Here is a 15,001-nt window from a genome sequence, read left to right on the forward strand (position 1 = left end):
ACAGAAATGAGCTATGATTTAATCATCAAAAACGGGTTAGTAATTTTAGAAAACGGTGAAGTCGAAACAGATGTTGCCGTTAAAGACGGAAAAATAGCCTCTATCGGAACAAACCTAGGTGAAGCGAAAGAAGTCATTGATGCAAAAGGCTTAGTAGTTAGTCCGGGAATGGTTGACGCTCATGTTCATATTACAGATCCAGGTGGCAGCTATCGTGATGAGTGGGAAGGGTATATTACTGGAACACGTGCTTGTGCAAAAGGCGGCGTGACTTCCTTTATGGAAATGCCTCTAAACCAAGTACCAGCGACTGTCGATAAGAAAAGTTTAGATATTAAATATGCAGCAGGTGAAAATAAATTAGTCGTGGACGTGGCATCATTTGGTGGTTTAGTCCCATTCAATATTCCAAAAGGGATTGAAGAGTTAGATGAAGGTGGCGTAGCTGCTTATAAATGTTTCATGGCAACATGTGGAGACCGTTCAATTGAAGGCGACTTCATGAATGCAGATGATTACTCATTATATGCAGGAATGAAAGAAATTGCTAAAACAGGGAAAGTGCTAGCTATTCATGCTGAGAATGCTACAATTACTGACCGTTTAGGTGAAATTGCTTATGAAAATGGCGAAACAACCTTAAAAGCTTATGTAGAATCTCGTCCAGTCTTTACCGAAGTAGAGCCAATTCGTCGTGCGATTTTATTCGCTAAAGAAACAGGCTGCCGTATTCATATTTGTCACGTTGCTTGTCCAGAAGGTGTAGAAGAAGTATCGAAAGCACGTGCTGAAGGAGTAGACGTCACATGTGAAACATGTACACACTACTTATACTTTGAAACAGATGAGCTAGATGCTATTGGACCAGTTGTTAAATGTTCACCACCAATCCGTGACAAAGCAGCGCAAAACGGCCTATGGGAAAAAGTCTTAAAAGATGAAATAGCATTTGTCACATCTGACCACTCACCATGTACCCCAGACTTGAAAGATAAAGAGAATGCTTTCGAAGCATGGGGCGGTATTGCCGGCGTACAAAACAACGTCGATGTACTCTTTGATGAAGGTGTCCAAAAACGTGGTATGAGCTTGAAACAATTTGCTGATATTATCGCGAAAAACCCAGCTGATCGCTTTGGCTTAGATCAAAAAGGACGTATCTCAGTAGGAAAAGACGCGGACTTTGTTCTTATTTCAGGTAATGATGCTTACACATTGGCAGCAGAAGATTTAGAGTATCGTAACAAAATCAGTCCTTACATTGGACGTGAAATTGGGGCTCAAGTTGTGAAAACAATCGTTCGTGGTACAACTGTTTATGATAAAGAAACAGGTGTCATCGATACATTCCCAGGTGAGTTTATTAAAAAATAAAATAACTATTAGAGGAACGCAAGAAGTCATTTCTTGCGTTCCTTTTTTGTATAAAACCGCTAGTTTTCACACGAAAGATTGTTGGTAATACATAAAGCAACCAATATGATAACGCTTTACAATAGAAGAGAAAGTAGAGTGAAAGGTGGTAATGAGATGGTAATAGAAAAACAATCAACAAAGCAACCAACAGAATATTGGAAACAAATTGTGATGATCATGACATTAGGTTGGGTTGTCATTTGGTTATACCGGACAGCTTTAGCACCGGTTTATCCGCAAATAAGTGCTCATTTTGGAGGGGCTAGCGACTCACAGATAGGATCTATTTCGAGCTTTTATTTCTTAGGTTATGTCTTAATGCAGATTCCTTCCGGGTTATTAGTCGATCGCTTTGGTAAAAAGACCGTTTTAATCCCTGGTTTTACCTTGTTTGGCGTCGGGACACTTATTGTAGCAACAGCGCCTTCATTATTAGTGGTTTATATCGGAAGCGTTTTGGCTGGAGTAGGGTGTGGAACGTTCTACGGCGTGGCATACTCTCTCACTGGACAATATGTGCCAGCTAGTCGTAAGAGTTTAGCCACAGCGATTGTTAACTGTGGAACAGCTATTGGTAGCGGTGGCGGTATGATTGCTTCTAGCTACTTAGTAGTGAAGTTAGGGTTACACTGGAACACGATGTTATATGTCGTTTTAGCGTTTGTAGTGGTGATGTTAGGCTTATTTATGAAGTTTATCCGTAAAGAAGAGCAACCAGACAAACAATCAGCGGAAGCTAGCGCATTAGCTCCACAAGAAAAAATGACGATGAAGCGAATATTTGCACCGAAAATGATTGCAGTGTATATTCTTTATTTTTCCACGTGTTATGCCTATTATTTAACGGATACATGGTTGCCTAACTTCTTAGCAACCGAACGAGGCTTTGAAGGAACAACGATTGGACTTGCTTCCTCATTGGTTTTCTTCACGGCGATACCAGGAGCCCTTTTATTTAGTCGTTTGGCAGACAAGTTTGTTCATCGCAAAATTCAATTGATTGTCGTTTTAGAAATTTTAGCAGGGATTGCATTATTTACTGCTGTAGCCGCTTCGTCTAAAAATCTCTTATTATTTGGGTTGATTGCGTATGGTTTCTTTGGCAAAATAACAGTAGAACCGTTAATCATTTCTTGGTTAGGTGAACATATTCCAAGTAAGGGGCTTGCGACAACCTTAGGTATTTTTAACTTCTTTGGGATGAGCTCGTCTGTGATTGCGCCGTCTTTAACAGGCTGGATATCTGATGCGACAGGCTCTAAAATCTATTCATTTTATTTAGCTGTTGGTATTTTAGCGATTGGTACAGCAGTATTTTATATATTTAACCGTAAAGACAAACCAGCTGTTGTTGCTTAGTCTATTAATAAAAAGGAGGAATTAAGATGATTCATGATTTTCAAACACCCATTCGTACGATTATGACGCCAGGCCCTGTTGAAGTACATCCAGCCGTCTTAAGACGGATGGGGACACCTGTTGTGGGACAGTTTGATCCAAGCTTTCTCGCGGTAATGGACGAAGTGAAAGAGATGATCAAAGTTCCCTTTGGCACTCAAAATAAACAAGCTTTCGCGATAGATGGGACTTCTCGTTCTGGCTTAGAAGCGGCATTAATCGCCTTAATCGAACCAGGTGACAAAGTACTAGTCCCAGCATATGGTCGTTTCGCTTACTTACTCGGAGAAATATGTGAACGTGCGCAAGCGGATGTTACGTATTTGGAAAAAGATTGGTCGGCTCCTTTTGATCAAGCAACGATTATTGAAAAAATAAAGGAAATATCACCTAAAGTAGTGGCGATGGTCCATGGCGAAACAGCCAATGGACAAATGCAAGCCTTAGATGAAATCGGAGCATACTGCCAAGCAAACGATGTTTTTCTTGTCGTAGATACCGTAGCGACCTATGGTGGTGTTCCGATTTTAGTAGATGAGTGGGGTATTGATATCGCGATTGCGGGCACACAAAAATGTGTGAGCGTGCCATCTGGTTTATCACTCATTACTTATAACGACCGCGTCGAACACTATCTAAACGGTCGCTATCAAAAAGAGTTGGGACTAGGCGATGACACGCGCAATGATCGTCATATTAGCAGTAACTATTTAGACCTTAGTCAATTACAACGCTACTGGGGACCTGAACGTATCAACCATCATACGGAAGCAACTAGTATGATATATGCGTTACATGAAGGACTTCGTCAAATGCTAAATGAAGGAATGGCGCAAGTACATGCTCGTCATGCTCTAAATGACCAAGCGATTCAAGCGGGGATTGAGGCAATGGGCTTGAGTATTTATGGTGAGCGTACAAGCAAAATGGCAACCGTCACCCCTATCATTGCACCAGAAGGCATGGATACTGCACGCGTTCAAGCGCATTTACTTGATTGGTTTGGCGTGGAAATTGCCGCTTCTTTTGGACCACTAAAAGGAAAAATATGGCGCATTGGGAATATGGGCTTTAGCAGTCGACGTGAAAATGTCTTACACGTTTTAGGTGCGTTTGAAGCCGTTTTAGCAGCAGAAGGAGCTCCGATTGAAGTCGGAAAAGCAGTACAAGCAGCCTTGGCTGTTTATCTAAAGGCAGAAGCTATTACAAAATAAATAAAAAACAAGATATCTATAGATTCTTTGATTGAATAATTGTGGCTTTTTTGATAGTGTTATACTAGGGAAAAGCTGCTAAACTGTCAACAAGCCAGCGGAAACGTTGGCTTGTTTTTTTCAATCAACTAGCAAGCTTAATATATGAATACGAAAAGGATTAAGACCTTTAAAATAAGTGAGGGAATAGCATGGAGCCAATCATTGAGTTACAAGGCTTAAATTATCGTTACCAGCCAGATAGTGACCGACAAGCATTGACAAATGTTTCGACGACCATTTATCGCGGCGAGTGGATTGCTGTTATCGGGCATAACGGATCAGGAAAATCAACACTTGCTAAAGCGATTAATGGCTTAATCGTGCCGCAAGAAGGAACGGTCTTGGTAGATGGATTGCCGATGAATGAGGAAAATGTTTGGAACATTCGTAAAAAAATAGGGATGGTCTTTCAAAACCCCGACAATCAATTTGTCGGTGCGACGGTCGAAGATGATGTCGCTTTTGGTTTAGAAAATCAGGGCGTCCCTCATGATGAAATGGTAGCATTAGTCGAAGCCTCTTTAGAAAAAGTCAGAATGTTAGCGTTTCGCGAAAAAGAACCCGCTCGCCTATCCGGTGGACAAAAACAACGTGTCGCCATTGCTGGCGTTGTAGCACTGAGTCCTGATGTTATCATATTAGATGAAGCGACTAGTATGTTAGATCCTAAGGGACGGTTTGAAGTGATTAATACAATTCAAAAACTCAGAGAAGAAAAACAATTAACCGTCATATCGATTACCCATGATATTGACGAAGCAGCAAATGCAAATCGAATTTTAGTGATGAAACAAGGAGAGCTTATTAAAGAAGGCTCTCCAGAGGAAATCTTTACCGCCGGAGAACGCCTAATCGAAATGGGGTTGGATTTACCTTTCCCAGAAAAACTAAAACTGGAGATGGAAAAAGTCGGCTTAGATGTACCAGCAGCATATATGTCGGAAGAAGGGATGGTGGAGTGGCTATGGACATCCAATTTGAACAAGTAGGCTACACGTATCAACCTCACACACCATTCGAGCATCGTGCGTTGTATGATGTCGATTTAATGATTAAAGAAGGCTCGTATACGGCAATTGTTGGCCATACGGGTAGCGGTAAGTCGACCTTACTCCAACATTTAAATGCGTTAGTCAAGCCAACGGAAGGAACTGTGACTATCGGAGAACGCCGTATTACACCGACGACGGATAATAAAAATTTAAAGCCTATTCGCCAACAAGTCGGAATTGTTTTCCAGTTTCCTGAAGCACAGCTATTTGAAGAAACGGTCGCAAAAGATATTGCGTTTGGTCCAAAGAATTTTGGAAAGACGGAGGAAGAAGCACTGGCTTTGGTCAAAGAGTCGCTGCAACTCGTCGGATTAAGCGAAGACTATCTAGAACGCTCTCCATTTGAGCTATCAGGCGGTCAGATGCGTCGTGTGGCGATTGCAGGTGTTTTGGCGATGAAACCCTCTGTCTTAGTTCTTGATGAGCCTACCGCAGGTCTAGACCCTCAAGGACGTCAAGAGATGCTACAGATGTTTGCACGTTTACATCGTGAAGAAGGCATGACCATCGTATTAGTGACACATATGATGGACGACGTTGCCGACTATGCTGATTATGTGGTCGTCTTAGAAAAAGGAACGGTCATTAAGCAAGGTTTACCACATGACGTCTTTTCAGATGTCCAGTGGTTAGAGTCTAAGCAACTAGGCGTTCCAACAGCGACTCATTTTGCAAGCAAACTCGTGGAAAGAGGCTGGCAATTAGACCGCTTACCACTGACAACCTCAGAGCTCGTTACCATGCTTGCTCAAGATAATCGTAGCAAAGTAGGTGATTTATCATGATGGATAAACTCATTTTTGGTCGTTATATTCCAGGAGATTCCGTTATTCACCGTATGGATCCACGTGCGAAGCTCTTAGCTAGTTTTTACTTTATCGGGATTATCTTCCTGTGTAATAACTTTGCCTCTTACTTCTTAATGTTTGCTTTTACGTTAGTTGCGATTTTACTTTCAAGAGTCAGCATGCGTTTCTTTATCCGAGGGGTCAAACCACTATTATGGTTAATCCTCTTTACCGTCATGCTACAACTCTTCTTTACACGCGGTGGGGAGGTATACTGGCAATGGGGCGTCTTATCGATTACTGAATTTGGTGTGCTCAATGCGATTTTTATTTTCTCACGCTTTGTACTCATCATTTTTATGTCGACCTTGTTGACACTCAGTACACCGCCTTTATCACTCTCAGATGCGATCGAGTATTTATTACGACCGCTAAAAGCGATTCGCTTTCCAGCACATGAAGTCTCACTCATGCTCTCGATTGCGTTACGCTTCGTTCCAACTTTAATGGACGAAACCGAGAAGATTATGAATGCGCAACGTGCGCGTGGTGTTGATTTTGGCGAAGGAAATCTAATGGACAAGATGCGGGCTATCGTGCCGCTTTTAATTCCACTTTTTGTTAGCAGTTTTAATCGTGCAGAAGAACTTGCGATTGCGATGGAAGCCCGGGGCTATCAAGGTGGCGAAGGACGGACGAAGTATCGCGTGCTTCAATGGCGTTGGCCAGATACCGTCTGTGTCATTGTCTTTGCCTTATTAACTGTCGCACTACTATACGTGCGTCAATAAAAAACAAGACTTGTCCAAGTCATGCTTGGACAAGTTTTTATTTGAAAAGAAGGGAGTAACCGAGATGGTTCGCTATAAAGCAGTTATTGCCTACGATGGTACACACTATCATGGTTTTCAAACACAAGATAATGCGCATACTGTTCAAGCAGAAATTGAAAAAACACTTAAAAAGCTTAATAATCAACAGCCGATTACCATCCATCCGTCTGGTCGCACGGATGCAGGCGTCCATGCACAAGGACAGGTCATTCATTTTGACTATCCGCAAGAACGCGAAGCAGAAAAGTTTCGCCATGCACTTGATACGCAGACACCTCCAGATATTGCGGTGCTCTCGCTAGAACAAGTCGCAGATGATTTTCACGCCCGTTACCATGCCGTAGAAAAAACATATCACTATCGTGTTGACATCGGCAAACCGCGTAACCCATTTAAACGATTTTATACGAGCTATTATCCTTATCCATTAGATATTGAAAAAATGCAACGCGCAGCCCGTGACCTCTTAGGCACACATGATTTTTCATCTTTTTGTGCGACAGGCAGTGCGGTAGAAGATAAGACACGGACGATTTATGAAGCATGTATTGAACATGACGAGGCGAATCAAGAGCTGTTATTTGTCTTTCGTGGCAATGGCTTTCTTTATAAAATGGTGCGTATACTCGTAGGAACATTGTTGAAAATCGGCAATGACCGTTTGCCAGAAGAAAACATCCGACGGGCGTTATTGACGGAAGATCGGTCGTTAACAGGACCGACGGCACATCCGGAGGGGTTGTATTTGATGAATGTGTCGTATGAAACAAAAAAAGCCGGAAAAAATGATAATAAAACATTGACATAATCGTCTTTTCACGTTAATATGGTAAATGGTATTGTTTGCCCCACGATGAGCCCCGGAAACTTATTGTGTTTGTCAAACATCAGACTTAAAATTGGAGGAAAACAACGTGCGTACAACATATATGGCCAAAGCTGGCGAAGTAGAACGTAAATGGTACGTAGTCGACGCAACTGATGTTCCTATGGGACGCTTATCTGCAGTTGTAGCATCTATACTACGTGGTAAAAACAAACCAACATTCACACCTCATGTGGATACTGGAGATTTTGTAATTGTAATCAATGCTGATAAAGTAAAATTAACAGGTAATAAAGCAAGTGATAAAATGTATCATCATCACACTGGTTTCCCAGGTGGATTAAAGTCTATCTCAGCTGGTGCTTTACGCGACAAGAGCTCACGTAAATTAATTGAAACATCAGTAAAAGGGATGCTTCCTAAAAACACTTTAGGACGTCAACAATTGTCTAAATTACATGTGTATGGTGACGAAAACCACGTACACCAAGCTCAAAAACCAGAAGTATTAGACATTACGAACTTAATCTAAGGAGGGAAATTCATTGGCTAAAGTACAATACATCGGCACAGGCCGTCGTAAAAGATCTGTAGCACGCGTACGCTTAGTACCAGGTACAGGTAAAATTGTGATGAACAAAAAAGAAATCGAAGAATATATTCCACACGCAGACTTGCGTGAAGTGATTAACCAACCATTCGCTGCAACAGCAACGGAAGGCGCTTATGACGTTTATGTAAACGTTGATGGCGGTGGTTACGCAGGACAAGCTGGCGCAACTCGTCACGGTATCGCTCGTGCGTTACTAGAAGTAGACCCAGACTTCCGCGCTCCATTAAAACAAGCTGGATTATTAACACGTGACTCACGTATGGTTGAACGTAAAAAACCAGGTCGTAAGAAAGCACGTAAATCTTCACAATTCTCAAAACGTTAATTCGTTTTTATACAGAATTTCAAAAACACTTTCCATTTATTTGGGAAGTGTTTTTTTGTTTTATATGATAGCTATAATCAGTAAAGTAGTTTGTAAAGAAAAATATATGAAATACTAAATTAACAAAAACAATTCTTAAAAAAGTGAGTTATAAGTTTTAAAATCAAAATTTATGAAACAACATCTAATTATTTAATAAATAATAGTTATATATAACTTAAATAATGATCTTGTTTAAAATACAGAAGATTATTAGGGCTAAAATGAATAAACGTTAAATCATGGGACCTTTAATAATTTTTTAAAATTCGTAAGTAGGTATATAATAAAATAAGTATATAAAATATTAAATTGTATTCAATAGATAAGGTAAATAAAATCATTAGAGCTGCAGGTTTGAGAAATTGAAAATTAAAATTTTAAAATATACTGATTTAATATGATATGACGGAGGTTTAATCTTTGAAAAAATATGATATTGATAATTTGTACAGAACTATTTTTAATGACTCCTTTTTGATTCGATATGGTTATTACGATGTAAAGATGAAAAGATTAGATTCAACTGTAGTTGAAGAAGATGATTTTGATGAGAGATACAGTACACATGATAGTTTTTATTTAAAACTATTAAATTTAAGAGAGATTGAAAAGTTGCATGAATCAGATGATTTGCGATCATATTATGACTTTAACAGCATAAAAAACAATGTTGATACTGAGCCAATTCATTTTAATATTCCTAAAAATAATTATATTAGAAGAGAGTATAAAATGCCTAATCTATATAGTTATTTAGCACTGATTTTTTTTATGGTTGATAATAAAAAAGAGTTTATCGATATTTTTAAAGATAATAATTTCTCCACATCAAAGTTTTTTAATATACTTGATTTTAATTTTGCTTTTACTAAGAAATTAGAACAAAGGTTATTATTTGGTGGAACTAATATATTGTCATTAGATTTATCAAATTTTTATCATACATTATACACTCACAGCATTCCCTGGGTGGTTGATGGTAAACAAGAATCTAAAAAAAATAGGAGTGATGGATTTGCTAATAATTTAGATAAGCTAATCCAAAAATGTCAGTATGGGGAAACTCATGGAATACCTACAGGAAACATAGCATCTAGAATAATAGCGGAATTTTATATGTGTCATATAGATTTGAAATTAAAAAACAAAAAATATAAATATTCTAGATATGTAGATGATATCAAATTTCCCTATACATCGGATAGTGAAAGAGAATCTTTTTTAATGGAGTTTAATACTTTGTGTAGAGAATATAATTTAGTTTTGAATGATAAAAAAACGGAGATTAATACATTTCCATTTGAGAATAATAAGCAAAAGATAGAGATTTTTAGCTATTTTGACAATTTAACTATATATTCACAAGTTAGTACGTGGATTAAAAAGATTAACGAGTTTTTAGAATATTGTTTAAACGAAGAATCTCAAGAGAATAAAGGAGCGATTAAATGTCTTTTTTCTGTTCCGCTAAATAAGTTTAAAAATCTGAAAATATCAAAAAAAGTTCTTAATGAGATTTTCACGAATAGAGAAAGTGTAACCAATTTTAATTTATTTGAACAATTTTTAGATGTGTCGTTGAAAGATTCTAGATTAACTAATAATTTTGTCCATTTTACTGAGCAATTAATAGATTTAGGGGTAGACAAAGAGAAGTTAAAAGCAATTACAAGAAGATACTTCAAAGAAAATAAAGAATTATTTAGAAATCGATTACAGATCAGTAAAGAAAATCGATGGACTCAGGAAGTGTATCAAATATTGCTTTACATTGTGATTTTTGATGACAAAGATTTAATAACAAAAAAAATGTTGAAAGAAATATTACAGAGTGAATTAGATGATTATTCCAAATGTCTGAGTGTGATAGTCTGGTTAAAAAAAGAATACAAATTAATTGAATTACTTTATATATTAGAAGAAGAACTAAGAGTGATTCATGATACTTATGATAAATATAGCGTACGTATGCAAGAAAAATATTGGCTATTAAGATATTTTGTTTATTATCTTATAGATCAAGGAGTAATAGATCCAATAACTGTTTATGATCACTTTACCTCATTTAAAAAAGATATAAATGGTAACTATAAATCTGAGTTGTGTAAAGAATATGCGTTAGCGAACAATTATTCATTTGAAAAGAGTAGAGAAATGAAAGAGGGAAGAAAAAAAATAAATAATTTTTATAAATATTTGTTATCTAAAAATGTAGCTTTGGTGCACTTAGGAAAAAATAATAATTTTAAATACTTATAATAGTACTGCCATAGTGATCAATTTTGAACTTGTAAATTACTAAGAGAAAGAAATGATTGATTTGTAACCTATATTTATGTATTTAGAGCTCAACTATATGATTATATTCTTTTTATGTAATTCTATATTTAAAAACACGAAAATCTTTATATATATCAAAAGATTTATTTGTTTTTATCTTAGTAATTTTTTAGCTTAACTACATATTATCGAAAATTTAACTCTGGCATTTCATTGCCTTTTTATCAAACATGATAATTTTAATAAATAAAATAATATTGTTATATTATTTGAAAAAGTTTATTCTTATACTATAAGCAAAAACGGGCTGCATAGGTGAAGCAATAGAGTCTAAGATAGTGTGTACGAGCTAAACATCATTATGACAACGCTTACAGCATTTTGGGGAGTAATAAATTTCCTCACCTATATAAAAAACGAAATATTTTTATATTACAAATAATCGTTGACTGAACATGCGATTTATTGTAATATAAGTTTATAACAAAGGAAGAGGTGATAGGGTTGGAAAAAATAACGTTAGGTAGAGTTGCCACGTTTACACCTGGAACGAATCAATCGCGTATGGAAAAACAATTAAAAGGGAAACGAATCATATATTATGACCAAGACTCTTTTGAAAAAGATTGTCAGTACCATACGAAAGAACAAACACCTTTAGAATCATTGGAGTATTTAGAGAAGTTTTCTGTTCGAGAAGGAGAAATTGTTATCAGTAACTCTTTGCACCTCGCTACAATGGTGAGTAAGGAAAATGCTCATAAAGTTTTACCGTTAAACTTTACTAAAGTGGACATTAATAGTGAAAAGCTTGACCCGTATTATTTTATCTATATGTTTAATGAGTACAGAGAGGTTCAGCGACAAAAAGAACGTGAACTTCAAGGAACAGGGATGGTTATGCGTCTTTCTATTAAATCATTAGAATCACTAAAAATACCATTTATCCCGTTAGAAGAGCAAAAAAAAATGGGGACAGTTTATATCGAAACGCAGCGTTTAGAGATACAATTAGCTCAATATGCTAAATTACTTCAACAATTTACATCAACTTTATTGGAGGAGAATTTAAAACATGAAGCCAGAAGAAAATAAAAATCGTCAATCCGAGCTTGCTTTTGAACGAGAATTTATTGATTATTTAACCAAAATCGGAGGAAGCAAACAGTGGGAGTATAAGAGCGATATTAAAACAACGCCTCAGTTATGGGATAACTTTAAAACGATTTTGGAGCGAAATAACCAAGCGCGTTTGGAGCGACCTTTATCTGTCACAGAGTTTAATCAAGTGAAAAAAACAATCACAGATATTGAAACACCGTATGCTGCTGGTCAATTTCTATACGGAATAAATGGTGTGTCTGAAATAGAAGTTGATTTGGATAATGGTGATCATGTGTTCTTAACCGTTTTTGATCAAGCTCAAGTAGGGGGAGGAAATACGGTTTATCAGGTAGTTAATCAGATACGACGTCCTAAAGTAGTCGATGGGAAAATGAACCGCATTTTTGATGTGACATTGCTGATCAATGGTTTGCCGATTATTCAGATTGAGCTTAAACAAGCCTTACATAGTTCGGATGAAGCGTTAGAACAAATGAGACAATACATTGCCGAAAAGCAGTATGGGGATATTTTTTCAACACTTCAGATCTTAATTGCTATGACCCCTTATGATATTCGATACATGGCAAATACGGAGATAGATAAATTCAATAAAGCTTTTGCGTTCAATTGGCAAGAGGAAGAGAGTGCAAAACCTGTCAGAAATTGGAAAGAATTTACAGACAAGGTGTTATCTATACCGATGGCACATGATATGGCGACACGTTATATGGTGTTAGACGGTACTAAAAATAGAGAAAGTATCAAAGTCATGCGTCCGTATCAAGTGTATGCAACGTATCGTGTATTAGAAAAAGTTCGACGTCATGATTTTCAAAGTGACGACGGTAAGCTTGGCTATATATGGCATACTACCGGTTCAGGTAAAACGATTACCAGTTTTAAAACGGCTTGGCTAGCAAGTCGTTTGCCGAATGTGGACAAAGTGATTTTTCTCGTTGACCGTATTGCGTTGACAAACCAAACAGCAGATGCCTATCAAGCGTATGATCCAACTGCTGGTAGTGGACAATCTGGCGTGGTTGGAGATACGGCCAATATTTCAGATTTACATGACAAATTAACTAAACGCAGTGACAAGAATATTATTGTTACTAGTATTCAGAAAATGTCTCGTTATGTGGAACGAAAACAGTATAAACCAACGGATGATAATATTTTGTTTATCGTTGATGAGGCGCATCGTTCTACTGGGGATGGCATTTCTAGTGAAGGTATGTTAGAAACTATCAGAAGAAAGATGCCTAGATCTGCTTGGATAGGCTACACGGGTACGCCGAATTTTGATAAAACACCTCATGTTTTTGGTGATTTGTTACATGCCTATACGATAAAAGAAGCGATTGCCGATCGTAATGTTTTAGGATTTAAAGTGGAGTTTAAAGAAACTATCGAAGCACCAGAAAACCCGACAGATGAAGAAATAGATGATAATATCCGAAGCAGTGTCTATGATTATAGTCCGGAACATGTTTCTTTAGTGGTCGAAGATGTCTTTAACAATTGGAAAGAGCGGTCGAACAATGGGCGTTACAATGCGCTGTTTACTGTTCATGTAGGAGGAAATCGTGCCAGCACCCCTCGTGCGATGGAGTACTTTAATAAGTTTATGGAAGTTAACAGCACATTACCACCAGAGGAGCGTTTGAAAGTAGCGGTTAGCTTTTCAGCAGATAGTTCCAATAGTCAAAACCAATTAACAACCAATGAAAATTTGCATCGTGCAATTAAGCAGTATAATCAACAATTTGGGACGTCATTTGATATGTCTTCTGTTAAGTATTATACGGAGGATATTGCCAGCCGTCTGAATAAAACGGCAAGTGATGGGCGTTATTTAGATTTAGTCATTGTCATCGACCAGCTGTTAACAGGGTTTGATGCGCCAGAATTAAATACTTTATATGTAGATCGAACATTACGAGGGGCGAACTTGATTCAAGCCTATTCTCGAACGAATCGAATACATAATCGTGATACCAAGCCTTATGGTAACGTAGTCAATTATCGTTGGCCAAAGCAAAATGAGTATGAGATGAACGAGGCTTTTCGTATATATTCTAATCGTCTTTCTGCTAAAGATAAACGTGATTTGGAAGAAATGAAGAAAGAAAACGAAGACGCGGGCATCTTAGCACGTCCATTTAGTGAAGTGGAGGCAGAAACAAGAGGTGTGATCAAGCAGTTAGCAGAGTTGACAGATGAGTTTCAGCGAGTGCCAAAGAGTGAAAAAGAACAACAAGAGACATTTGAAATGTTGAAGACTTATACGCGATTGATGGGCCAGCTTAAACAATACACAGAAGATGATGACAAAAATGCAGTCTCTGTTTATGAGGACCCGGCTGATTTTTATTACCGCTTGGGTATTACTGAAGAGGAAGAAGTCCGTCTTACGACTTATATCGCAGGAGAATTAAGAGAGATGTTGGCGGAAAGGAAAGAAATCGATATCTCTGAAATCGAGTTGTCACTAGAACATATTCATGACGTGACGATTAACTATGATTACTTAGTAGACTTGATTGCTCAAATGGCAGATGAAGTACATGATAATAATATGGCTAAAGCTCAACAAATACGAGATGACATTGATATCGAAATTGCGAAATCAACGAGCGATAAAGAAAAAGACAAAGTCCGAGAGTTTGTGGAAGCGATATTCAATAAAGTCTTTGAGTTTGACCGCTACCCAGCTCCTCGTAATGTGGATGCAATGAATGACGCGATGAATCGCGCTCAAAAAGATACACATATGCGCTTAGTGACTGACTTTGTCCGCAAATGGGGACTCGACAATAGTATCAAACCTAAAGAAGTACTAGCGTTGATAGATAAGCACCGATATAAAAAACAAGATCTTGACAAGCAAAATGAATTGACCAATATCATGAATGACGCACGTAGTGATTATGCAGAAATTGCGAGTGATGAAATCGCCTCGTTATCATGGGTTAAATATCGCCGAGAGTTTAGAACTGCCTTTTATGAACTGGCAGATGAGATTAAGAAAAATGAGTAAGATATATGAGAGTGGAGGTCAGGAC

General features: G+C 37.6%; 12 protein-coding genes. All 12 read left to right on the forward strand.

What is annotated here, in order from left to right:
* Nucleotides 1-6: 6 nt before the first annotated feature.
* The 12 genes from allB (at nucleotide 7) to M2919_RS06975 (ending at nucleotide 14,976) form a co-directional block, all read left to right on the forward strand.
* Nucleotides 7-1,374: an allantoinase AllB gene (allB, locus tag M2919_RS06920; protein ID WP_126762103.1), complete on the forward strand. Its 1,368-nt coding sequence runs from the start codon at nucleotides 7-9 to the stop codon at nucleotides 1,372-1,374.
* Nucleotides 1,375-1,536: 162 nt separating this feature from the next.
* Nucleotides 1,537-2,775, forward strand: a complete 1,239-nt coding sequence (locus M2919_RS06925; RefSeq protein ID WP_376715786.1) for an MFS transporter — start codon at nucleotides 1,537-1,539, stop codon at nucleotides 2,773-2,775.
* 26 nt (nucleotides 2,776-2,801) lie between these two features.
* Complete coding sequence (locus M2919_RS06930) at nucleotides 2,802-4,028, forward strand: pyridoxal-phosphate-dependent aminotransferase family protein (protein ID WP_248848466.1); 1,227 nt, start codon at nucleotides 2,802-2,804, stop codon at nucleotides 4,026-4,028.
* Nucleotides 4,029-4,219: 191 nt separating this feature from the next.
* Complete coding sequence (locus M2919_RS06935) at nucleotides 4,220-5,059, forward strand: energy-coupling factor ABC transporter ATP-binding protein (protein WP_023606986.1); 840 nt, start codon at nucleotides 4,220-4,222, stop codon at nucleotides 5,057-5,059.
* Nucleotides 5,035-5,907, forward strand: a complete 873-nt coding sequence (locus tag M2919_RS06940) for an energy-coupling factor ABC transporter ATP-binding protein (RefSeq protein WP_023606987.1) — start codon at nucleotides 5,035-5,037, stop codon at nucleotides 5,905-5,907. The genes M2919_RS06935 and M2919_RS06940 overlap by 25 nt, the downstream gene beginning before the upstream one ends.
* Nucleotides 5,904-6,701: an energy-coupling factor transporter transmembrane component T family protein gene (locus M2919_RS06945; protein WP_023606988.1), complete on the forward strand. Its 798-nt coding sequence runs from the start codon at nucleotides 5,904-5,906 to the stop codon at nucleotides 6,699-6,701. Before M2919_RS06940 ends, M2919_RS06945 begins: the two co-directional genes overlap by 4 nt.
* A 64-nt stretch (nucleotides 6,702-6,765) precedes the next feature.
* A complete protein-coding gene (truA, locus tag M2919_RS06950; RefSeq protein WP_248848467.1) occupies nucleotides 6,766-7,551 on the forward strand; it encodes a tRNA pseudouridine(38-40) synthase TruA in 786 nt (261 codons plus the stop codon).
* Nucleotides 7,552-7,657: 106 nt separating this feature from the next.
* The gene (gene rplM, locus M2919_RS06955) at nucleotides 7,658-8,101 is read left to right on the forward strand and encodes a 50S ribosomal protein L13 (RefSeq protein WP_023606990.1); all 444 of its coding nucleotides are present in this window, start codon (nucleotides 7,658-7,660) and stop codon (nucleotides 8,099-8,101) included.
* A gap of 13 nt (nucleotides 8,102-8,114) precedes the next feature.
* Nucleotides 8,115-8,507: a 30S ribosomal protein S9 gene (rpsI, locus tag M2919_RS06960; RefSeq protein WP_126762093.1), complete on the forward strand. Its 393-nt coding sequence runs from the start codon at nucleotides 8,115-8,117 to the stop codon at nucleotides 8,505-8,507.
* 462 nt (nucleotides 8,508-8,969) lie between these two features.
* Nucleotides 8,970-10,808, forward strand: a complete 1,839-nt coding sequence (locus tag M2919_RS06965; RefSeq protein ID WP_248848468.1) for an RNA-directed DNA polymerase — start codon at nucleotides 8,970-8,972, stop codon at nucleotides 10,806-10,808.
* A gap of 525 nt (nucleotides 10,809-11,333) precedes the next feature.
* Complete coding sequence (locus M2919_RS06970) at nucleotides 11,334-11,924, forward strand: restriction endonuclease subunit S (protein WP_248848469.1); 591 nt, start codon at nucleotides 11,334-11,336, stop codon at nucleotides 11,922-11,924.
* The gene (locus M2919_RS06975; protein ID WP_248848470.1) at nucleotides 11,905-14,976 is read left to right on the forward strand and encodes a type I restriction endonuclease subunit R; all 3,072 of its coding nucleotides are present in this window, start codon (nucleotides 11,905-11,907) and stop codon (nucleotides 14,974-14,976) included. Before M2919_RS06970 ends, M2919_RS06975 begins: the two co-directional genes overlap by 20 nt.
* The last annotated feature ends 25 nt before the right edge of the window (nucleotides 14,977-15,001 follow it).

It is taken from the genome of Vagococcus lutrae (genome assembly GCF_023299185.1).
Lineage (GTDB): Bacteria > Bacillota > Bacilli > Lactobacillales > Vagococcaceae > Vagococcus_A > Vagococcus_A lutrae.

Coding starts and splice junctions, on each gene's coding strand:
- allB (WP_126762103.1), top strand. CDS start 7: ATGAGCTATGATTTAATCATCAAAAACGGGTTAGTAATTTTAGAAAAC.
- M2919_RS06930 (WP_248848466.1), top strand. CDS start 2,802: ATGATTCATGATTTTCAAACACCCATTCGTACGATTATGACGCCAGGC.
- M2919_RS06935 (WP_023606986.1), top strand. CDS start 4,220: ATGGAGCCAATCATTGAGTTACAAGGCTTAAATTATCGTTACCAGCCA.
- M2919_RS06940 (WP_023606987.1), top strand. CDS start 5,035: ATGGACATCCAATTTGAACAAGTAGGCTACACGTATCAACCTCACACA.
- M2919_RS06945 (WP_023606988.1), top strand. CDS start 5,904: ATGATGGATAAACTCATTTTTGGTCGTTATATTCCAGGAGATTCCGTT.
- truA (WP_248848467.1), top strand. CDS start 6,766: ATGGTTCGCTATAAAGCAGTTATTGCCTACGATGGTACACACTATCAT.
- M2919_RS06975 (WP_248848470.1), top strand. CDS start 11,905: ATGAAGCCAGAAGAAAATAAAAATCGTCAATCCGAGCTTGCTTTTGAA.